Here is a 19,681-nt window from a genome sequence, read left to right as displayed (position 1 = left end):
AAAAAAATGGCCAGTTCTTTAATCAGTATACAAATTATTCCTAAAGGTGAAAATGTCATTCCTTTAGTCGATGAAGCAATCAAGATCATAGATGAATCAGGTGTCAAATACGAGGTTCACCCCCTGGAAACAACCATGGAGGGCGAGCTTTCCCAGCTATTTGCGGTGATAGAAAAAATGAATCAAAGAATGATTGAACTAGGTTCGCCGAATGTCATTTCCCAAGTCAAAATATTATATCAGCCGAGCGGGATCACGATGGATACGTTGACGGAGAAGTATCGGGCATGATCGGAAGAAGGATTTGGAAGAAGGGGGCTCCCTTCTTTCTTTTAGTATTGCTGCTGATCGCATGGGAGTCAGCGACAGCGATATTGAAAATCGAAAAATGGCTGCTTCCTGCTCCATCTGCCATTTTCATTGAAGGAATCGAGTCTTTTCATAATCTATTGGGACACCTATTATCAACGACCGAGCTTGCGATATCCGGTTTTTTAATTGGAAGCTGTATCGGCTTATTGATTGCTGCGGCCTTACATCTGTTTTCAGGTGTGAAAGATGCCGTCTATCCCTTGCTCATTTTGTCACAGAATATTCCCATCATCGTGCTGGCACCGCTTTTAGTGATCTGGTTTGGCTTTGGGATGCTGCCTAAGCTCATCGTCATTTCGCTTGTATGCTTTTTTCCGGTTGCCGTTGCCTCATTGGATGGCCTGCGCCAGACACCGTATGAACTCAAGCATTATTTTAAGATGATGGGAGCGGGAAACAGACAGTTGTTTTGGAAGCTCGAACTTCCCCACTCGATTCCGTCCATTTTCTCCGGCCTCAAAATCTCGGCGACCTATAGTGTAATGGGTGCAGTCATTTCGGAGTGGCTCGGGGCGAAATCCGGGATTGGCGTATATATGACACTCGCCTCCTCGGCGTTCAGGACCGATCGGGTGTTTGTAGCCATTTTCATCATTATGGGAATGAGCCTGCTCTTTTTTGGAATCATCACCCTACTGGAGAGGTACCTTGTTTCATGGAAGCGGAAGGAGGATGAAAAGCATGCATCTGGAAATTAAAGACGTTTCCTATTCCTTTGATGGTAAACAGAATATTTTAGAGAAGCTGAATGTTCATGTGGGGGAAGGGGAATTCGTCACGATCCTTGGACCATCCGGCAGTGGAAAAAGTACATTGTTTCACTTGACCGGCGGCATTTTGAAGCCGGACCATGGCGACATTTTACTCGACGGAAAGAAAATAAATGGCTTAAAAGGCCATATAAGCTATATGCCCCAACAGCCCTCGCTATTACCTTGGAGAACGGTTATGGAAAATGTCCTGCTAGGAAGTGAACTTGCCGGGGTTAAAGACAAAAAAAGAGCCAAGGCCTTGTTGATCAAAGCAGGGTTGGGAGAGTATGAACAAGCATATCCGCACGAATTATCCGGCGGCATGAAGCAAAGGGCCGCATTTATCCGAAGCATCTTGAGCCCTCAGGATTTAATGTGCCTTGACGAACCCTTTTCCGCTTTGGATGAACTGACTAGGGTGCAGATGCAAAAATGGCTGATGTCATTTTGGGAGGAATATCGGCGGTCGGTGCTTTTCGTTACACATAGCATCGATGAAGCGGTGTTCCTTTCCGATAGGATATACGTGTTATCATCCAAACCGGCATCTGTCATCAAGGAGGTTGTCGTTCCATTTTCAAGGCCAAGGAGGGAAGAACAGCTTCTCAGTGATGAATTCTTTCAGTTGAAACGGGAATTATATGCCGCACTGAAGCCAACCTTCACTACATAAGCCAAGGAGGGTATGAAGCATGAAAATCATCGACAGCCATATCCATTTTGATCAATATGATGGAAGGGGGCAGGAGCAAATACTCGCGGATATGGAAAAGGTGCAGGTGGAGTCACTGCTGACGGTTTCCATGGATTTGGAATCTTCCATCATAAATGACCAGCTATCACGCAAAGATTCACGAATTAAGCCAGCCTTCGGGTTTCATCCCGAACAGCCCCTTCCTAGTGAACAGGAAATGATGGAATTATTGAATTGGATGCAGGCACACCAGCACAATATGGTGGCTGTAGGGGAGATTGGGCTTCCCTTTTACTTAAGGCAGGAAAATCACGCTATCGAGTTGGCAGGATACATAAAGATATTGGATAGACTTCTTGCTTTTGCAAAAGAAATCGATAAACCGGTAATCCTTCATGCCGTATATGAGGATGCTCCCATCGTATGCGACCTATTGGAGAAGCACGATATCAGAAAGGCACATTTTCATTGGTTTAAAGGCGATGGCCAAACGATTGCTAGGATGATCCGAAATGGATACCGCATTTCCATCACCCCGGATGTTTGCTATGAAAGAGAAATAAAGGATTTAGTGTCTCTATATCCGCTTGAGCTGATGATGGTTGAAACGGATGGACCATGGGAGTTCGAAGGAGAATTCAAGGGGAAATCGACACATCCTGGCATGATCCATGAGGGTGTGCGTCACATCGCTTCGATCAAAGGCTTGCCGGTCGACCAAGTGTATGAAACCCTTTATCGAAACACCAAGGATTTTTATGAAATATAAAAAGGTGCCAGAGCTAATATCTGGCACCTTTTTATAGGTTTTTTAGAGAAAGGTCCTTTTTACCTTTTCCCAAAAAGAGTTATCCTTTAGTTTGACGGTTTTGATCACTTTGCCGCTTAAGCGGACCTTTACCCTTCCGACATGGCTGATGCTCAAGGCTTCATTATCAAGTCCGACGATCGGATAGCTTGGACCATTTTGTTCAAGTTGAACAGTCAAGGTTCTATCGCTGCTTAGTATAAATGAAGACCCGAGGGTCCGATAGGTATTATTATTGATGGAAGCGAGCTCGCTCACCTGAAAACAAGGGAGGAGCGGATCCACGACGGCGCCATTCACCGACTTATTGTAGGCGGTGCTTCCGGTAGGGGTCGCAATGATGATTCCATCCCCGCGGAAGGTTTCGAAATGAATTTGATCGATAAAAATATCCATGATGAACGTCTTCGTAATCGAAGTCCGGATACTCAGTTCATTGAGGGCATAAAAAGGAGGCTGTTCGTCCAATTGAATCTCGATCGTTGGATATTTACGAACCTCGATTTGCTCTCTTGTCATCGCATCAATCATTTTGTCTGTATCTTCTAGATGGAAATCGCAGTACATATTCAAATTTCCGGTAGTGGAAATGCCGGCATATAAACAATCGTCCCTGAAGCCGGTTTTACGTACCGCCTGTAAAAAGGTACCGTCATCACCAATGCTCACGATAATGTTAGCTTTTGTGAAATCTTGGACGACCTCATAGTCGTTCTGGTTGGCCAACTCTGCAAGATGTTCGACCTTGTTTTGCATTTCTGAACTTGATGCATGGAAAAAATAAATATTTCTTCGAGTGTTCATCATGATCCCCCTAATAATAATAGTAATGAAAGGGCTTTCTATATTCTCTATATTAGGAAGCGATGAAGCCAATATGGGCCTTCGTCCGTCCATTTTAGAGAATGGTGTGCTGCACTTATACATAGTAGTTTATCATGGAATGAAACATTTTAGTATGTTGGTGCACTTTTCATTAAAGATCATGAATTCGAGCACTTTACTCGTGAAGCCCTTTTTCAACTGTCGCCATCTCTGTCTGAAAAGCAAAAAGAATTTTTACGGAAGTGTCCAACAAGTTTTCATTGGCATGAGTGGGGATGATAGGAATTTTATATAGAGGGGGAAGAAAAAAGGCGTGCAAAGGGCGGCTCCCATTTCCAATTAGAGGATTATTTGCTACAATTTTAACTATCTTAGATTATCATGGAATGAAACATTTTTGGATGCAATTCGTATGGTAAGAAGGATACATATCGTTAAGGGGGAACACAGATGAATGGAAAGCGTTGGGCCGCATTAGGAATTGCAGCCGTTTTATTTTTTGTCTCTATTCTGGTAGGGACGGCTACGACTTTTTTTACAGCTGATACGGAAAGTGTCATTAATGAATTATTCGCTTCCGAAAGCGAATTTTACGAAGAAATCATCGAAGGCGAAGACTACGCGAATGTTATTGCCGTATTCGATGTAGAGGGGACGATTCAGGATACAGGAGAAGCATCCTTACTAAGTTCGGCAACATATAATCACCGAGCCTTCATGGATAAGCTGAAGATGGCAGAAGAAAATGATGATATCAAGGGAATTATCCTCCGGGTGAATTCACCTGGAGGCGGTGTCGTCGAAAGTGCAGAGATCTACGACAAGATCCTGGATATTAAAAAAGTGAAAAAACCTGTCTATGTTTCAATGGGGTCAATGGCCGCTTCGGGTGGATATTATATTTCAGCCCCGGCCGATAAGATTTATGCTAGTCCGGAAACGATGACGGGCTCCCTCGGCGTCATCATGCATGGATATAATTATGAGAAGCTGGCCAAGAAATATGGCGTGGAGTTCGAAACGATCAAAAGCGGACCGCACAAGGACATTATGAGTCCGACCAGGGAAATGACGGACGAGGAACGAGATATACTGCAAAACATGATCAATAACTCGTATGATCAATTCGTGAAGGTCATTGCAGACGGACGGGGTATGTCCGAGCAGGAAGTAAGGAAGATTGCCGATGGCCGCATATATGATGGGCGTCAGGCGAAGGAAAACCATTTAATAGATGATTTCGGCCATTTGGATGATGTCATTGCCGCCATGAAAAAGGATATAGGTGAAAAAGATGCTCAAGTCATCCGTTACACGGATGAGGCAGGATTCGGCTGGTTATTCAGTATGGAAGCGCAAAAAATGTTGGGAAATGATGTGGAAACGGCAGTCTTGACAAAAATCCTTTCCTCTTCAAATTCTCCACGCTTAATGTATTTGTATGCGGAATAGGGGGGCTGAAGGATGACGGAACGAAATGAAAACAATGAACAAATGGCTTCACCCGATTTATTGGAGAATCAGCATGGACCCGTTCAGTCGGATTCATCACCAGCGGAGGTTCCCGTAGATAGGGAATTCAAAGCTGTCTGCTTTGCTGGTTTTTGGATGAGATTTTGGGCGTATTTAGCGGACCTACTGGTTATAGGAAGCTTGAATCGGATCTTGATTCATCCGATCTTCAAGTTTTATGAAGGGACAGATGATCTGTGGTTTTCCGCAGAGGGCTTCTTGACGGGAATCGTATTCTTCCTGTACTTTGTTTTGATGACCAAGTTCTTGAACCAAACCTTGGGCAAAATGATTTTTGGCCTGAAGGTCGTGGCATTGAAGGAAGAGGCAAAGGTCATTTCCTGGGGAACGGTATTATTCAGGGAACTGATCGGACGCTATATTTCAAAGGTGACCTGGATTGGCTATCTCTTGGCAGGACTGCTGCCGAAGAAACAGGCCTTGCATGATGTCTTTGCAGACACAAGTGTGGTCTTGGTAAGAAGATAAGTATTTCATGAACCTGCAAGAGCGTTATATTCGCTTTTGCAGGTTTATTTTTTTGGGGATATGCCGATACTGAAAGGCAAAAAGGGTGTGGATGCATGAAGTGGCTTTTGTTGATTGCAGGTTGCCTCATTTTACTGCTGCTTCTTCTTATGTTCACTAAAATAAAGGTGTACATTGACTTAAAGCATGTTCACAAAAATGACCAAATACAAATTAAATTATCAGCTTGGTTTGGACTTTTTCATTATACGTTCAAAGTGCCTGTCATTAAAAAGGATGAGGGGTCTGCAGCGATAACAGTAAAGAAAGAACAAGGAAGGAAGGAAGAAAGCAAAAAGGAAGAAACGAAAAAAATCACACCAGAAAATTTACGAGACGGATTTGCTGACCTCCGGACGATGATTGTGCATATAGTCGGCTTTCATCGAATCGTCCGGCAGTTCACACGAAAGGTCAAGGTTAAAAAATTCGTGTGGCACAGCAGGGTCGGAACTAAAAATGCCGCACATACCGGTATGCTGACGGGGGCATGCTGGGCGCTTAAGGGGTCCATCATCGGCTTATTGACCTCCTATTTGAATTTTCAAATCATGCCTTCCTATTCAGTTACGCCTGACTTTCAGCGATGGCAGGCCAATACGTTAATTTCCTGCATATTACAATTTAGAATCGGGCAGGCTATGTGGACTGGAATAAAACTGCTTCGTTATTGGAAAGGCAGGAAGGCGAATTTCAAGTCCAGGAATTTAGCGAGGCTATCAGGTGATTCCAATAAACAATCGTTCTAGAGGGAGGAATTTAGATGTCAGATCATCCGATCCAAGGATTAATGAAAGAAGCGATGGAAAATCTGAAAGAAATGGTCGATGTGAACACGATCATCGGCGATCCGGTTGAAACTCCGGATGGAAGTGTCATTTTAACCGTGTCAAAAGTGGGCTTCGGTTTTGCGGCAGGCGGCAGCGAATTCGTGATTGACGGCAATCATCAAGGACAGCAAGGTGAATCCAAACAGCCATTTGGCGGCGGTAGCGGTGGTGGTGTCTCAATAACGCCGATTGCTTTTTTGATCGTCGGTTCCCATGGCGTGAAGATGATTCATCTGGATGAAGGGACGCATCTTCTTGAAAAAATGATGGATTTGGCACCTCAGGTCGTCGATAAAATCCAGTCCATGCTGGCCAAGAAGGACAGTAATCAAAAGCAAGGGGCAAGTCAACCGCCAGCAACGAGATACCAGGAACCTAAACAAGACTTAGATTTCTAAAAGCGACTCGGCATCCGCCGAGTTTTCTTTTTGCAAGAATCGCCTTAGAACGATGGCATGCTTGAGTGAATGCCATGGACACTTCCACATTCCCAAATCAATTAATTGCAAAATTTCGGTAAAACAAATATGATTAGGCTTGTACATATAGCAGAAAAAGGAGGAATTTTTAATGGCTTCAGTTACATTTAAAAACAACCCGGTCACTTTGGTGGGACAGGAACTAAAAGTTGGGGACAAGGCTCCTGATTTTACTGTATTGGCCAATGATTTATCACCCGTTACATTAAGCGACTCCAAAGGTACTGTCCGCATTATCAGTGTGGTTCCTTCAGTGGATACAGGTGTATGTGATGCACAAACACGAAAATTCAATGAAGAAGCGGCAAAATTGGACAATGTGAAAGTATTGACGATCAGCAACGATCTTCCTTTCGCACAAAAACGCTGGTGCGCTGCGAGCGGATTGGATAATGTTCAAGTTCTTTCCGATCACCGTGACCTTTCCTTCGGTGAAGCGTATGGTGTGGTCATGCAAGAACTACGTCTTCTGGCACGCTCTGTATTCGTCGTGAACAGTTCTGATGAAATCACTTATGTGGAATATGTGAGCGAGGGTACGAACCATCCAAATTACGAAGGTGCAATCGAAGCGGCCAAAGCATCAAAATAAGCTGTGAATTCTAAAAGAACCGGGCGCAATGGGCCCGGTTCTTTTTTTATGTTGATTTTCTCTTGTTGATAAACAGCTTGTCGTTGAAGTGGACAACAGCCTTTCTAGGCCCTGATTTTCAATGTGGATGCAGTTAGCATAATCATCTTTGCGTGTTCTGTTATACGGTTTTTTAGGTTCAATATGCCGATTTAGTTAGTCTGAATTCTCACCATTCAGTGGTAAAACAATCTTACCATACCACTCTTGACCATTAGGTGTACCGATTTTTATATCAACTTCATTAGGCCAAGCCGGCATTTGCCTTGGGTAATGCCCACCTGCTTGTTGCCCTGCCCGATATCCATCTCTATACCCTTGTCGATACCCTTGGCGATATCCTTGCCGAAACCCTTGTTGAAACCCTTGTTGTTGCCTGTTGAATTCTTCTGCTGATTGTATATCATGTTGCTGATTTATCGGATTAACCGGCCCATGATAGTATTGATTTTGATTATCCATATAATCACCACCTCATGTATAGTACGCTGTTTGGGCATTCATGGAGCCTTTCCCAGTAATAAAAAATATGGGGCAATTTTTTGGAGCTGTTAGTAAATGGAAATATAAAGCTTGTTTTCACTCAGGGCGGAATGAAACGGGTCCGTGAGCCGCCTCTGGATAAGCGAGCGCCTGCAGTGCAATGGAACGATCAAAGCCCCATTCAGGACAATCAAAATTCCTTCTTCGTGTTCATTCGGGGCGGAAAGCAACGTAAGAATTACAACCAAGGATGATTGCTAGGGTCTCCGGCTTGTATCTCTTTGTTCTTACCTTTAAAATAGGGACAGAAGCAAACAGGAGGAATTAACAAGTGAAGTCTACCCCAGTCGAACAATTATTTAATGAATTCAATGAAACAGCCCAGATATTGCAAGGTGAATTATCATGTACGTATCTTGATGCCCTAGGTGAAACGGGCGAGAATTTCTTCCAAGGGAAAGTCCTGCAGGAGGAATTGAGTGAAGTATCGAAGAAAAGGTTAATGAAGCATTATGCCGACTTTTCACCTGAACAATATGAAAAGGAAGCCATTCGTAAAGCGTATCAGCTTGCTATATTAAAGGGCATGCAACAGAGCGTGCAACCGAATCATCAAATGACCCCTGATGCAGTCGGCATGTTCGTCAGTTATTTAGTCGGTAAATTCACCAAGGATCAAAAAGAGCTGATCATGCTTGACCCCGCCGTTGGAACAGGGAATTTGTTATTTGCGATCTTGAATCAATTGCCTGATAAAAACATCGCTTCATATGGCGTCGAGATTGACGAAACGTTGATCAAGCTAGCGTACGCAGGTGCCAACCTGCAAGAACACCCGCTTGAATTCTTCAATCAGGACAGCTTGGAACCGCTTTTCATCGATCCTTCCGATGTCGTCGTCAGCGATTTGCCGATTGGTTACTACCCGAATGATATACGGGCGTCCGATTATGAATTGAAGGCGGGAGAGGGACATTCATATGCCCACCATTTGTTTATCGAGCAGAGCGTTAAACATGTGAAGGATGGGGGACATCTTTTCTTCATCGTCCCGAATAACTTGTTCGTGTCGGAAGAAGCGCCGAAACTCAATGACTTCCTGAAAAAACATACCCATATCCAAGGAATGGTGCAACTGCCTCTTTCCATGTTTAAAAATGAAGCGGCAGCGAAAAGCATCCTGATCCTTCAAAAGAAAAAAGAAGGTATCGAAGCGCCGAAGAAGGCATTGCTCGTACAACTTCCGAAGCTTTCGGATTTCGAAGCGACAAGTTCTGTCATGCAGCAGATGGATGATTGGTTCAAATCGGAAAAATAATAAATGAAAGCTGATGCATTTCGCATTGGCTTTCATTTTTTTTGTATATCCTACGTTGGTTATTTTTTACCTCCCCTTTTTATTTGGTAGTATGCACCTGCCATGATAAGATTGTACTATATACTGCATTTTTCTTTTTAGGGAACCATAAGAAAATGTAGACTAGCTTAGAGTAAAGGAGCAGGAAGGATGTCAAAAATCATTGCAATAAATGCAGGCAGCTCTTCATTGAAATTTCAGCTTTTTGAGATGCCTGATGAACAAGTCATTACAAAAGGTCTCGTGGAAAGGATTGGCTTGAAAAACTCCACTTTTACTTTGAGTGTCGATGGCGAAAATGTTTCCGAAACGATCGATATACCCAATCATGAAGTGGCGGTAGGGATATTGCTGGAAAAGCTGATCCACCACCGCATCATTGACTCCTTTGAAGAAATAGATGGCGTTGGACATCGTGTGGTGCATGGCGGTGAGGTGTTCAGTGATTCGGTCCTGATCACCGAGGAAGTAATCAAGGAAATCGATCGGCTATCAGAGTTGGCACCACTCCATAACCCTGCCAATAGCACGGGAATCAAAGCCTTCAGGCAAATATTAGGCGATGTTCCTGCTGTTGCGGTATTCGATACGGCCTTCCATCAGACGATGCCTGCAAGTTCATATATGTATAGCTTACCCTTTGAATATTATGAAGACTATGGAATAAGGAAGTACGGGTTCCATGGGACTTCCCATAAATATGTTTCCCAACGGGCCGCAAAAATGATCGGCCGCCCGCTCGAACAGCTTCGCTTGATATCCTGCCATCTAGGGAACGGTGCCAGCATTACGGCCATAAAAGGCGGCAAGTCGATGGATACATCGATGGGCTTCACACCATTGGCAGGTGTGACAATGGGGACACGTTCAGGTAATATCGACCCTGCGCTGATTCCGTATATTATGGAAAAAACAGGTAAGACAGCTGATGAAGTGCTGGATGTCTTGAATCAGCAAAGCGGCATGCTGGCCCTTTCCGGTTTTTCCAGCGACCTGCGCGATATCCAAGTCGAAGCGGACAAAGGCAATGAAAGAGCCAAACTGGCCCTTGAAGTGTTTGCAGGCAGGATTCACAAATATATCGGTTCCTATTCAGCAAAAATGGGTGGAGTGGATGGCATCATTTTCACAGCCGGCATCGGTGAAAACAGTCAGGCCATTAGAGCACGGATTTTGGAGGGGCTTGAATTCATGGGTGTTTACTGGGATAGAGACCTTAATCGTACCTCTTCAGGTAAGGAAGCGTTCATCAATTCACCGTATTCACCAGTGAAAGTGATGGTCATCCCGACCAATGAAGAAATCATGATCGTCAGGGATACGATGAAGGTTGCTTTAAACGGCAAAGCCGAAAACATGCCTTCCTGATTTCTGATAAGAGGTTCCCTTGCCATTCTTTCCGGTAAGGGAATCTTTATTTTCTTTCTGATGAACCATAAATATATTCATATATTCACCCCCTTGTTTTCCCCCTGCACCACCCCCGTAAAAGGCGGGACGAACCATCCTCCCATTCTTGAAAAACCGTCGTATATGGTATACTTAAGGGAGAATCCACCAATTTTAGTACATAGGAGGCTTGATGCATGGAATTCACCAATCGGGAAATGAAAGTTTGGAATGAAATTAATGAATGGCAAGAAAATCTTTATCAATATGAGCCGACGGATCTTGCTGCATTGTATGATAAATGGCTGGAGCAGGGGTTTTCACTGCTGCCTGAAACCGTTCAGCAACAGTTTTTTGATAAGCTTGATACATGGCTTTTTCATTTGCATGCCATGGTACAGAGCTCACAAATTCAAATAGATGCAAGGGAGCGGATTCTGGCATCGGCACGCGTTTTCAATGAGGAAATCGATACGCTTGGTGACATGAATCTCTTATCGATTGACCAGTTGAATTACATAGCGAACCAGCATATTGCCAAGCATCGTTTATACTCCTTTGCACAAGGGGGGATAAGTGGATCAGGAGGCATGCTTTTACTAGGGAGTGATCTGCCGGCGATGACGGTCATCAATATCCGGACTGTGCAGCTGATCGCCATGTCCTATGGCTTCGAGGTGAATACTCCCTTCGAAATGATGGTCGCACTTAAGGTATTCAATGCAGGGGCGATGCCAAAGAGACTCCAGGGAATAGCATGGGAAGAATTGATCCATGAAATCCAAACTGCAGAAGATGATTATTTTTACTTGGGAATTGAAGAGCTGACAAATCCCACTTGGATGGAACAGCCATTAAAGCAGCTGTTGAAGGCGTTATCGATCACGGTTTTCCGTCAAAAACTGGTTCGGGGCATTCCGTTCATCAGCATCGCCATCGGGGCAGGAGCGAATTACCAAATGACCCGGAGTGTCAGTGAATTTGCTCAGAAGTTTTATCAATATCGTTATTTACTGGAGAAGAAGGCTGATGGATGATGAGCGTCAATACTCATAAAAAAGCGATTAAAGAGGCCATTCGCTGCATGGTGATAACCGTTAGCGATACGCGGAATAAAGAAACGGATAAAAGCGGCGCACTGATGATGGAATTATTGAAAGCGAATGGGCATGAAGTGACAAAATACGAAATTGTAAAAGATGAAAAAGATGTGATACAAGAAGCGGTTACAGCCGCATGTCGAAGCGGCAAGGTCGACGTCATCTTGACGAACGGCGGCACGGGAATCGCCAAAAGGGATGTAACGATCGAGGCGGTCAAAGAATTGATGTCCAAGGAAATTCCCGGTTTCGGCGAGCTTTTCCGTATGCTCAGCTATCAGGAGGACATCGGGTCGGCAGCGCTATTATCGAGGGCCGTTGCCGGAATCGTGCACGATAAAGCGGTTTTTTCGACACCTGGCTCATCAGGTGCGGTGCGGCTTGCGATGAATAAATTGATTCTTCCGGAATTGGGGCATGTCGTCGGGGAACTCAGGAAAGATTTATAAAAGTTTCCTATGAAATCTATCCCCTTTGTATAGGGAGCTTTAACAAAAACTAGGAAACTTGAAGGAGATGCGGTCTGTACTTTGCAGGCGGCATCTTTTTTAGATTTCACTTCCCTTTCCTAGCTTTTCACATCGCGCCTGAAGTGGAGTGGAACGTTCTAAGTGCAAAATCCTCCATATCTGTGGGCAAACGGAATTCTATCTTCGTATGGATGCATGTCGGAAGTGAGTTGTCTGTACTATTTTATAAGTTCGATCCAAAGAGTGTTTTCTTATTATAAAAACAAAAGTACCCTACAGGATGGACTTTTTTTAAAGTGTCTATCCTGTAGGGTACTTCATTATCCTGTGACCTTTTTTGCATAGATAAGCCCCTAATTATGCATCTTCTCACTAACGCCTTGATTGGCACGGTACCAAAGCCATAAGTCATTGATGATGGATGCCAGGTCGGCAATTTCGGAATTGAGTTGGCAGGATGAGGCGAAATCACTCTCATCGGAGAGCTGGTTCTGCTTCCGGTTAATGGTTGTTTCCAGTTCCTTGATCCGGTCAGGGATGCTCCCCCGGATATTTTCCCAATGCACGAGTATTTGCTGCTGCTCGCCTTTCGTATATTCATCCCATTCCAGGTTCAAATCAGGAATGTCGATGCCGAGCCGTTCATCATAAGTAAATAACTCTTTCATATTCCCTCCACTTTTAAGTTTTTCATACTCTTAGTTTACTATATTCCACCGGATGCATCCAATGTATGAGGGGCTTGATAATTGGAACGGAATTTTTAGCTAAATCTTCAAAATACCCCTTGTATTCCTTTTATAAAAATGATAAAGTACTAATCATAGAATGAATAAAAATAACAATGTATGAATTTTTATTCACACGAAAGGGACGATGAAAATGGCAAATCAAAAAGTTGTTTTAGCATATTCCGGAGGTTTGGATACTTCCGTTGCAATTAAATGGTTACAAGATCAAGGATATGAAGTGGTGGCATGCTGCTTGGATGTCGGTGAAGGCAAAGACCTCGACTTCATTAAGGAAAAAGCGATTACGGTTGGTGCCGTCAGTTCATATGTGATTGATGCAAAAGATGAATTTGCGGATGAATTCGCTTTAACGGCCCTTCAGGCACACACTTTGTATGAAGGGAAATATCCATTGGTGTCAGCTCTATCACGTCCGCTTATCGCGAAGAAATTAGTGGAAGTGGCCGAAGCGGAAAATGCAGTGGCTGTTGCGCACGGTTGTACGGGAAAAGGAAATGACCAAGTGCGTTTCGAAGTCTCCATTTCAGCTTTGAATCCTAATTTAGAAGTTCTTGCACCTGTCCGTGACTGGAAATGGTCTCGTGAAGAAGAAATCGAATATGCAGCGAAAAATGGAATTCCGGTACCGATCGGCTTGGCAAGCCCATTTTCGATCGATCAAAACCTTTGGGGAAGAAGCAACGAATGCGGAATCCTGGAGGATCCATGGGCAGCTCCTCCGGAAGAGGCTTATGATCTGACTGCAAGCCTTGAAAACACGCCGGATACGGCTGACATCATTGAAATTGGATTTGAACAAGGTGTGCCGGTCACGATGAATAACAAACATTATAAATTGGCAGACTTGATCGTTGAGCTGAATGAAATCGCCGGCAAACATGGAGTCGGTCGTATCGACCATGTGGAAAATAGATTAGTAGGAATCAAGTCCCGTGAAGTCTATGAAGCGCCTGGTGCGATGACATTGATTGCTGCCCATAAAGAGCTTGAGGACATTACGCTTGTAAAAGAGCTGGCTCACTTCAAACCTGTGATCGAAAAGAAAATGACGGAATTGATTTATGAAGGACTTTGGTTCTCGCCCCTTCAAAAAGCATTGGCCGCTTTCTTGAAAGAAACACAAGTGAACGTAACCGGAACGGTTCGTGTGAAACTATTCAAAGGACACGCGATCGTTGAAGGCAGAAAATCGGAATACTCCCTCTATGATGAGAAATTGGCCACTTATACAAAGGCGGATGAATTCGATCATGATGCAGCAGTTGGATTCATTAAGCTATGGGGACTTCCAACGAAAGTGAACAGCATGGTCAATAAAAAGAAGGTGACGGTGTGAGCAGCAAGCTTTGGGGAGGAAGATTCACGAAATCTGCAGAGGAATGGGTAGACGAATTCGGAGCTTCCATTTCCTTTGATCAGGAACTTGTCCTCGAAGACATTCAAGGAAGCCTAGCTCATGTCACGATGCTAAAGCAATGCGGCATCCTGCCTGAAGAAGATGCAGATCAGATTATTGCCGGGCTGAAAACCTTACAGGAAAAAGCGGCAAAGGGAGAATTGACTTTTAAGGTTGAGATGGAGGATATCCATCTTAACCTGGAAAGCATGCTGATAAGTGAAATCGGTCCAGTGGGCGGTAAGCTCCATACTGGCAGAAGCCGTAATGACCAGGTTGCCACAGATCTTCATTTATATATGCGGAATCAAACGGATGTGATTCTTCAACTCATCAATGATCTCCAGGTAGCGATTTTGGGACAGGCAAAGGAAAATGTCGAAACACTCATTCCAGGGTATACTCATTTGCAACGGGCACAGCCCATTTCATTTGCCCACCATTTAATGGCCTATTTTTGGATGCTTGAGCGTGATAAAGAGCGTTTTTCCGAAAGCTACAAAAGAATCAACATGTCACCATTGGGAGCTGGCGCATTGGCCGGGACGACATTCCCGATTGACCGTGCCCTCAGTGCAGAGCTCTTGGGGTTCGATGGAATATATGAAAATAGCCTTGATGCGGTAAGCGATCGTGACTTTGCCATTGAGTTCATGAGCAACAGTGCGACGATGATGATGCATTTATCGCGTTTCAGTGAAGAAATCATCCTTTGGTCAAGCCAGGAATTTCAATTCGTTGAATTGGACGATGCTTTTTCAACGGGAAGCAGCATCATGCCGCAGAAGAAGAACCCGGATATGGCTGAATTGATCCGTGGGAAAACCGGACGTGTTTATGGGAATTTAACAGGGTTATTGACCGTTTTGAAAGGACTCCCGCTTGCGTATAACAAGGATATGCAAGAAGATAAAGAAGGCGTTTTCGATACGGTTAAAACCATTGTAGGTTCACTCAAGATTTTTGCCGGCATGATTTCAACCATGAACGTGAAAAAGGACATCATGGAGAAAGCGACAAGGAATGATTTCTCGAATGCGACGGAATTGGCTGACTATCTAGCTGCAAAGGGAATGCCCTTCCGCAAGGCGCATGAGGTTGTCGGGAAACTGGTATTGCAGTGTGTGCAGAAGGGCTGTTATCTGGTCGACCTAAGCATCGGGCAATTCCAGGAAGCATCCGAGCTGTTCGACCATGATATATACGAGGCCTTAAATCCTTATGAAGCTGTCAAACGCCGTAATAGTGCGGGCGGTACTGGTTTTGCCCAAGTGCAGCTTGCCATTGAAAAAGCAGAGAAGCTGGTAAGGAAATAACAGCAAAAAAAAGCTCATTCACTGGAAATGTGAACGAGCTTTTTTGCTGATTATTTATCAGTATTCGTACGCACGACGATTACATCGCAGCTGGAATGGCGAACGATGCCCTCCGATACGCTGCCGATCAGGAAGCGTTCGACGGCATTAAGGCCAGTTGCACCGCAAACGATTAAATCAATTGAATGTTTTTTCGCTAAATCTTTCGGGATTTGTACCTTTGGTGACCCATATGCCACTTCAGTTTGGACGTGTACGATTCCGGATGCCACTGCTTCCATTTTGTACTTTTCCAATAGCTCATTGGCAAAGGCATCAGAACGTTCACGGAGGGTCATATCATAAGCTTCGATTGTAGGGAAATTCCTTGTATCAACGATGTGTGTCAGCACAAGCGTGGCGTCACTGAGTTTCGCCAAATAGATGGCCTTTTTTAATGCCCACTCCGCTTCTTCCGAACCATCCACCGCTACGAGAATATTTTTATAATCTATACTATTCATAGTGAATCTCCTCCTTCTATTTCATTCCTATTATACTATGGTTTTCCTGTTGGATATTATTTCAATTATAACAAATTAGCGAATGTTTTAGCCAATGAGCGAAGAAACCGTAATCAGACACAATAAAAGAGATTGATTCCTTATATCTTTTATGTCTTTACGCTATTTGTTTATTTATGGTAATCTGATGAGCGGGAGGGGTGTTTTTTCCTTGAGACTTTCAAGAATGGTGAATCTGGCCTTTTATTTATATGTACTCGTGTTTATGCTAATCTATTTCATTGCGATCCTATACATTAATATCGCAAGGGTTTCTATCAGTGCCGCAAGCGTGGCTGCCTTGCTTCTTCCATTTGCAGTTTTGCTAGTGGTTCAGGGGATATCCTCGAAATATACCGATAGACATGAAAACAAAGAGAGGAAAACGATATTCAGAATCATAACAAGTGTCGGCTTTCTTCTTTTGCTTGCTTGTCTGGTCCTTTTGGGAGTGAACGAATCTAAATCCCGTTTCAGCACTGAAAGGTGGCTGAAGGATCATGAAGAAAGAACCGATATGGTCGATGATTTATTGAAGGAACGTCGGCTCATCGGAAAGACGGAAAAAGAAGTGATCGCTCTTTTAGGTCCGCCGACAGATACCGAATATTTTTCAGCGGAAGATGCGATCGTTTATTATCTTGGAGCCGAAAGGGGCTTCATAAGTATAGATAGTGAGTGGCTGCTCCTTTGGTATGACGACAGTGATAAGGTCGTTAAGCATGAAGTATGGACCGATTAGTCATGAAATTGGATCGTGAATGAAAAGCAAAACCCCCATCTCGACTGAGATTGGGGGTTCCTGGGGTTGGTCACCCCATCACTTGATGATTTGCAAGCTCTTCGGATATTTGGTCAGGACTTCACAGCCTGTTTCGGTTATCAAAAGATCATCCTCGATCCTGACGCCAGCAACATTTGGAACATAGATACCCGGTTCGATCGTATAAACCATACCGGATTGAAGCTCGAGTGAATTCGTTTCGGTCAAGGACGGGTATTCATGGACGCTGATCCCAAGTCCGTGGCCAAGTCTGTGCGGGAAGAAATCGCCATATCCTTTTTCGCGGATGATGTTTCTGGCTATCAAGTCAACCGCCGAGCAGGCAACGCCTGGCTTACTGGCTGCTACGGCAGCTTCCTGAGCCATGCGGACCGTTTCATATATCTCTGCCTGTTTATCATTGACGTCACCGTAAGCGACGGTCCTGGTGATGTCGGAGCAGTATCCCTCATGAACGACACCTAAGTCGAAGAGAACAAGGTCCCCGCGCTGAACCTTCGTATTTCCAGGTGTACCATGAGGCGAGGCACCATTTTTACCCGTCAGTACCATCGTGGAGAATGACATTTGGCTGACCCCGGCCTTTTTCAATTCGTATTCGATCGCTGCAAGGATTTCCATTTCCGTTTTACCTTCATGGATTTCGCTGACACCCACTTCAATCGCGAAGTCGGCCAGTCGGCAGGCTTCCCGGATTTTGACCATTTCATCATCCGACTTGATCATTCGCATCTTTTGCAGTTTTTCTTCTGCCGGAACGAGCTTTGGTGCTTTGAAGTGATGCTGGATGTGCTCGTAGCGTTCCACATTCATATGTTCTTTTTCAATCGCCATTTTATGGATGGTCAGTCCGCGGTCCGTCACGGCTTGCTTCACTTTTTCCCATGGGTTTTCAATATCGGTATATCCGATGATATCCCCAGCCCATCCAGCTTGTTTCGCATCGGGCACCTCCATTTGCGGACAGACGAGGAATGGGTCGGCATCTGCAAAAATGGCAAGTGCAAGCAGTCTCTCATGGGGATCACTAAAAAATCCGCTTAAATAGAAGATGCTCTCGGTGGATGTAAGAAAAGCGGCTTCCACCTCATTGGTCTGAAGCCAATTTTGTAATTCTGTCAAACGTTCATTCATGACGATACCTCCATTAATAAGATATAATTACCTTAGCAATATTTAAAAGCATAGTAAATGGGAAAGTCCCAAGAAATCTATTGAAACAAAATTATTGGGTATGGAAGGGAGCATCATAAATGAAAGTATCTTTTCATGGACATGCAGTTGTAAAAGTCGAAACGAATGGTAAAACGATATTATTCGACCCGTTCATCAACGGAAATGCACTAACCGATTTGAAGGTTGACGATGTCAAACCGGATGTGATCATCCTGACGCATGGACATAATGACCACGTAGGGGATACGGTTGAATTGGCGAAGAAACATGATGCACTCGTCATTGGCATTGCAGAGCTTGCCGGTTACTTTGGTGCACAAGGTGTCAGGACTCATGGAATGAGCATTGGCGGAGCTTTTGAGTTCGAATTTGGAAAAGTGAAGCTGACACCAGCCTTTCATGGTACGGGCTTCAATGCAGAAGATGGACAGATCATCTATTTAGGCATGCCAGCAGGTGTGTTACTGACGATAGAAGGAAAAACGATCTATCATGCCGGAGATACATCGGTATATTCCGATATGAAATTGATCGGGGAACGTCATCCGATTGACCTGGCCTTTTTGCCGATCGGCGACAATTACACCATGGGTCCGGAAGATGCGGCGCTGGCAGCGAAATTCCTTCAAGCCAAGCAAGTCGTGCCGATCCATTACAATACGTTCCCTGTCATCAAGCAGGATCCCAACCGATTCCTTGACCTGCTTGAAGAGGGAAATGGATTCATCATGGAACCCGGAGATGAAATAGAATTATAAAGAATGGAACGGTACATAATGCAGACAAACTTGAGCATGATTTGAGTTTGTCTGCATTTTTTTAGTTATGCCAGGGTTTGGGGAATCAGTATTCAGAATGTACCATTCCACTGCAGGCGCTTAGCTTTCCGCGGGCGGTCCGGGAAGCCTAAACTCGCGAGTAAAGTCAATGAATTTGCGAGTAACGCAAGAATTTCACGAGAAACGGCATCAATTGGGTGCAATAAGCATGATTTTCATGAGAAACGTCCTCACATTCGAGGCAAAGGCCAAACTCGCGTGTAACGGTACCTTAGATCGTTCCAGTCCACTCTGTTAGATCAACTATTTATTGCTCTCTTCAATTTAAAGGAAGATCGCCATATGGACATATAGACAAGTAAATCTCGTTCATGCAGGTCAGTCTTTTTTTCCTTCGCAGGCATAAAATGAATAGATGGCAAAAAAGGGGGGGATTGGATGAAGCAGAGGTTATTGTTGTGTTTGCTTTTATGCGGAGTGATGCTCTATTATGCGGTGCCGCGGTTGTCGTTGGAAAGCGGCGGGCTGGAGGGCTTGTTTGCCGGATCTTGGCTGTTGTTCGCATTGCTGGCTGTGGCCGGGAACTTGACGGGCATTCTATATTCGCCTAAAAAGCACAAGCGGAAACGGGAGGTGGAATACAAAAGGCTGCGCCAATATTAGTAGTTGTTTGATAAACTGGGCTCTTTGACCTTATAATGGGGAA

General features: G+C 44.3%; 24 protein-coding genes. 19 read left to right on the top strand and 5 right to left on the bottom strand.

Annotated features, from left to right (window positions below):
• The first annotated feature begins 6 nt into the window (after positions 1–6).
• Genes MHI53_RS17765 through MHI53_RS17750 form a run of 4 tightly spaced genes read left to right on the top strand, consistent with a single transcriptional unit; the run spans position 7 to position 2,587 of the window.
• On the top strand, positions 7–291 hold the full coding sequence (locus MHI53_RS17765; RefSeq protein WP_061142255.1) for a thiamine-binding protein: 285 nt from the start codon (positions 7–9) through the stop codon (positions 289–291).
• Positions 288–1,070 carry an ABC transporter permease gene (locus MHI53_RS17760; RefSeq protein ID WP_061142254.1) on the top strand — a complete coding sequence of 261 codons (783 nt, stop codon included), beginning with the start codon at positions 288–290 and terminating at the stop codon, positions 1,068–1,070. The genes MHI53_RS17765 and MHI53_RS17760 overlap by 4 nt, the downstream gene beginning before the upstream one ends.
• Positions 1,045–1,797, top strand: coding sequence for an ABC transporter ATP-binding protein (locus tag MHI53_RS17755; protein WP_340371846.1), 753 nt, complete (start codon positions 1,045–1,047; stop codon positions 1,795–1,797). The genes MHI53_RS17760 and MHI53_RS17755 overlap by 26 nt, the downstream gene beginning before the upstream one ends.
• A gap of 19 nt (positions 1,798–1,816) precedes the next feature.
• Positions 1,817–2,587, top strand: coding sequence for a TatD family hydrolase (locus tag MHI53_RS17750; protein ID WP_340371845.1), 771 nt, complete (start codon positions 1,817–1,819; stop codon positions 2,585–2,587).
• Between the two features lie 42 nt (positions 2,588–2,629).
• Here the strand turns inward: MHI53_RS17750 and MHI53_RS17745 are convergent, their stop codons facing one another.
• Positions 2,630–3,433: an NAD kinase gene (locus tag MHI53_RS17745; RefSeq protein WP_232732428.1), complete on the bottom strand. Its 804-nt coding sequence runs from the start codon at positions 3,431–3,433 to the stop codon at positions 2,630–2,632.
• 468 nt (positions 3,434–3,901) lie between these two features.
• On the opposite strand from MHI53_RS17745, the gene sppA reads away from it, so the two are divergent.
• The 5 genes from sppA to tpx all read left to right on the top strand — a co-directional run bounded on the left by sppA (position 3,902) and on the right by tpx (position 7,392).
• On the top strand, positions 3,902–4,903 hold the full coding sequence (sppA, locus tag MHI53_RS17740) for a signal peptide peptidase SppA (protein ID WP_340371844.1): 1,002 nt from the start codon (positions 3,902–3,904) through the stop codon (positions 4,901–4,903).
• 12 nt (positions 4,904–4,915) lie between these two features.
• Entirely contained in the window at positions 4,916–5,452 is a 537-nt protein-coding gene (locus MHI53_RS17735) for an RDD family protein (RefSeq protein ID WP_340371843.1), read from the top strand.
• Between the two features lie 95 nt (positions 5,453–5,547).
• Entirely contained in the window at positions 5,548–6,240 is a 693-nt protein-coding gene (locus MHI53_RS17730) for a DUF2953 domain-containing protein (protein WP_340371842.1), read from the top strand.
• Between the two features lie 14 nt (positions 6,241–6,254).
• The gene (gene ytfJ, locus MHI53_RS17725; RefSeq protein ID WP_061142248.1) at positions 6,255–6,719 is read left to right on the top strand and encodes a GerW family sporulation protein; all 465 of its coding nucleotides are present in this window, start codon (positions 6,255–6,257) and stop codon (positions 6,717–6,719) included.
• 172 nt (positions 6,720–6,891) lie between these two features.
• Complete coding sequence (tpx, locus tag MHI53_RS17720; RefSeq protein ID WP_061142247.1) at positions 6,892–7,392, top strand: thiol peroxidase; 501 nt, start codon at positions 6,892–6,894, stop codon at positions 7,390–7,392.
• 195 nt (positions 7,393–7,587) lie between these two features.
• Here tpx and MHI53_RS17715 read toward each other — a convergent pair whose 3' ends face one another.
• Positions 7,588–7,893: a hypothetical protein gene (locus MHI53_RS17715; RefSeq protein WP_061142246.1), complete on the bottom strand. Its 306-nt coding sequence runs from the start codon at positions 7,891–7,893 to the stop codon at positions 7,588–7,590.
• A gap of 80 nt (positions 7,894–7,973) precedes the next feature.
• Here MHI53_RS17715 and MHI53_RS17710 point away from each other — a divergent pair, with 80 nt between their 5' ends.
• The 5 genes from MHI53_RS17710 (at position 7,974) to MHI53_RS17690 (ending at position 12,209) form a co-directional block, all read left to right on the top strand.
• Positions 7,974–8,168, top strand: a complete 195-nt coding sequence (locus MHI53_RS17710; RefSeq protein WP_340371841.1) for a hypothetical protein — start codon at positions 7,974–7,976, stop codon at positions 8,166–8,168.
• Positions 8,169–8,245: 77 nt separating this feature from the next.
• Positions 8,246–9,232: a class I SAM-dependent methyltransferase gene (locus tag MHI53_RS17705; RefSeq protein WP_061142244.1), complete on the top strand. Its 987-nt coding sequence runs from the start codon at positions 8,246–8,248 to the stop codon at positions 9,230–9,232.
• Positions 9,233–9,421: 189 nt separating this feature from the next.
• Positions 9,422–10,639, top strand: coding sequence for an acetate kinase (locus MHI53_RS17700; RefSeq protein WP_061142243.1), 1,218 nt, complete (start codon positions 9,422–9,424; stop codon positions 10,637–10,639).
• Positions 10,640–10,857: 218 nt separating this feature from the next.
• A complete protein-coding gene (locus MHI53_RS17695; RefSeq protein ID WP_340371840.1) occupies positions 10,858–11,697 on the top strand; it encodes an EcsC family protein in 840 nt (279 codons plus the stop codon).
• Complete coding sequence (locus MHI53_RS17690) at positions 11,697–12,209, top strand: MogA/MoaB family molybdenum cofactor biosynthesis protein (RefSeq protein WP_340373701.1); 513 nt, start codon at positions 11,697–11,699, stop codon at positions 12,207–12,209. The genes MHI53_RS17695 and MHI53_RS17690 overlap by 1 nt, the downstream gene beginning before the upstream one ends.
• Positions 12,210–12,583: 374 nt before the next feature.
• On the opposite strand, the gene MHI53_RS17685 is transcribed toward MHI53_RS17690, so the two are convergent.
• Positions 12,584–12,898, bottom strand: coding sequence for a hypothetical protein (locus MHI53_RS17685; RefSeq protein ID WP_340371839.1), 315 nt, complete (start codon positions 12,896–12,898; stop codon positions 12,584–12,586).
• A gap of 214 nt (positions 12,899–13,112) precedes the next feature.
• Here MHI53_RS17685 and MHI53_RS17680 point away from each other — a divergent pair, with 214 nt between their 5' ends.
• Entirely contained in the window at positions 13,113–14,318 is a 1,206-nt protein-coding gene (locus MHI53_RS17680) for an argininosuccinate synthase (RefSeq protein ID WP_100533137.1), read from the top strand.
• Positions 14,315–15,694, top strand: coding sequence for an argininosuccinate lyase (argH, locus tag MHI53_RS17675; RefSeq protein ID WP_340371838.1), 1,380 nt, complete (start codon positions 14,315–14,317; stop codon positions 15,692–15,694). The genes MHI53_RS17680 and argH overlap by 4 nt, the downstream gene beginning before the upstream one ends.
• Before the next feature lie 50 nt (positions 15,695–15,744).
• Here the strand turns inward: argH and MHI53_RS17670 are convergent, their stop codons facing one another.
• Positions 15,745–16,197, bottom strand: a complete 453-nt coding sequence (locus tag MHI53_RS17670; RefSeq protein WP_061142238.1) for a universal stress protein — start codon at positions 16,195–16,197, stop codon at positions 15,745–15,747.
• A 211-nt stretch (positions 16,198–16,408) separates the two neighbouring features.
• Between MHI53_RS17670 and MHI53_RS17665 the strand changes: the two genes are divergently transcribed.
• Positions 16,409–16,978: a hypothetical protein gene (locus MHI53_RS17665; protein WP_340371837.1), complete on the top strand. Its 570-nt coding sequence runs from the start codon at positions 16,409–16,411 to the stop codon at positions 16,976–16,978.
• A gap of 78 nt (positions 16,979–17,056) precedes the next feature.
• On the opposite strand, the gene MHI53_RS17660 is transcribed toward MHI53_RS17665, so the two are convergent.
• Positions 17,057–18,154, bottom strand: a complete 1,098-nt coding sequence (locus tag MHI53_RS17660; RefSeq protein WP_061142236.1) for a Xaa-Pro peptidase family protein — start codon at positions 18,152–18,154, stop codon at positions 17,057–17,059.
• A 119-nt stretch (positions 18,155–18,273) separates the two neighbouring features.
• Between MHI53_RS17660 and MHI53_RS17655 the strand changes: the two genes are divergently transcribed.
• Together MHI53_RS17655 and MHI53_RS17650 are read left to right on the top strand one after the other, a co-directional pair.
• Positions 18,274–18,954 (top strand): metal-dependent hydrolase, encoded by a 681-nt coding sequence (locus MHI53_RS17655; protein ID WP_061142235.1) that lies wholly within the window; start codon positions 18,274–18,276, stop codon positions 18,952–18,954.
• 459 nt (positions 18,955–19,413) lie between these two features.
• Positions 19,414–19,638: a hypothetical protein gene (locus tag MHI53_RS17650; RefSeq protein ID WP_061142234.1), complete on the top strand. Its 225-nt coding sequence runs from the start codon at positions 19,414–19,416 to the stop codon at positions 19,636–19,638.
• Positions 19,639–19,681 lie beyond the last annotated feature (43 nt).

Source organism: Peribacillus sp. FSL E2-0218, assembly GCF_037992945.1.
In the GTDB taxonomy this organism is placed as follows: Bacteria; Bacillota; Bacilli; order Bacillales; family DSM-1321; genus Peribacillus; species Peribacillus simplex_B.
This window is presented reverse-complemented; position numbering and strand designations above follow the sequence as displayed.

Bases quoted from the DNA above. Each gene is read 5' to 3' on its own strand.
- MHI53_RS17765 (WP_061142255.1), top strand. From the start codon at position 7: ATGGCCAGTTCTTTAATCAGTATACAAATTATTCCTAAAGGTGAAAAT.
- MHI53_RS17660 (WP_061142236.1), bottom strand. From the start codon at position 18,154: ATGAATGAACGTTTGACAGAATTACAAAATTGGCTTCAGACCAATGAG.
- MHI53_RS17730 (WP_340371842.1), top strand. From the start codon at position 5,548: ATGAAGTGGCTTTTGTTGATTGCAGGTTGCCTCATTTTACTGCTGCTT.
- ytfJ (WP_061142248.1), top strand. From the start codon at position 6,255: ATGTCAGATCATCCGATCCAAGGATTAATGAAAGAAGCGATGGAAAAT.
- sppA (WP_340371844.1), top strand. From the start codon at position 3,902: ATGAATGGAAAGCGTTGGGCCGCATTAGGAATTGCAGCCGTTTTATTT.
- MHI53_RS17655 (WP_061142235.1), top strand. From the start codon at position 18,274: ATGAAAGTATCTTTTCATGGACATGCAGTTGTAAAAGTCGAAACGAAT.
- MHI53_RS17755 (WP_340371846.1), top strand. From the start codon at position 1,045: ATGAAAAGCATGCATCTGGAAATTAAAGACGTTTCCTATTCCTTTGAT.
- MHI53_RS17715 (WP_061142246.1), bottom strand. From the start codon at position 7,893: ATGGATAATCAAAATCAATACTATCATGGGCCGGTTAATCCGATAAAT.
- tpx (WP_061142247.1), top strand. From the start codon at position 6,892: ATGGCTTCAGTTACATTTAAAAACAACCCGGTCACTTTGGTGGGACAG.
- MHI53_RS17685 (WP_340371839.1), bottom strand. From the start codon at position 12,898: ATGAAAGAGTTATTTACTTATGATGAACGGCTCGGCATCGACATTCCT.
- MHI53_RS17750 (WP_340371845.1), top strand. From the start codon at position 1,817: ATGAAAATCATCGACAGCCATATCCATTTTGATCAATATGATGGAAGG.
- MHI53_RS17760 (WP_061142254.1), top strand. From the start codon at position 288: ATGATCGGAAGAAGGATTTGGAAGAAGGGGGCTCCCTTCTTTCTTTTA.
- MHI53_RS17735 (WP_340371843.1), top strand. From the start codon at position 4,916: ATGACGGAACGAAATGAAAACAATGAACAAATGGCTTCACCCGATTTA.
- MHI53_RS17670 (WP_061142238.1), bottom strand. From the start codon at position 16,197: ATGAATAGTATAGATTATAAAAATATTCTCGTAGCGGTGGATGGTTCG.
- MHI53_RS17650 (WP_061142234.1), top strand. From the start codon at position 19,414: ATGAAGCAGAGGTTATTGTTGTGTTTGCTTTTATGCGGAGTGATGCTC.
- MHI53_RS17680 (WP_100533137.1), top strand. From the start codon at position 13,113: ATGGCAAATCAAAAAGTTGTTTTAGCATATTCCGGAGGTTTGGATACT.
- MHI53_RS17690 (WP_340373701.1), top strand. From the start codon at position 11,697: ATGAGCGTCAATACTCATAAAAAAGCGATTAAAGAGGCCATTCGCTGC.
- MHI53_RS17700 (WP_061142243.1), top strand. From the start codon at position 9,422: ATGTCAAAAATCATTGCAATAAATGCAGGCAGCTCTTCATTGAAATTT.
- MHI53_RS17695 (WP_340371840.1), top strand. From the start codon at position 10,858: ATGGAATTCACCAATCGGGAAATGAAAGTTTGGAATGAAATTAATGAA.
- MHI53_RS17745 (WP_232732428.1), bottom strand. From the start codon at position 3,433: ATGATGAACACTCGAAGAAATATTTATTTTTTCCATGCATCAAGTTCA.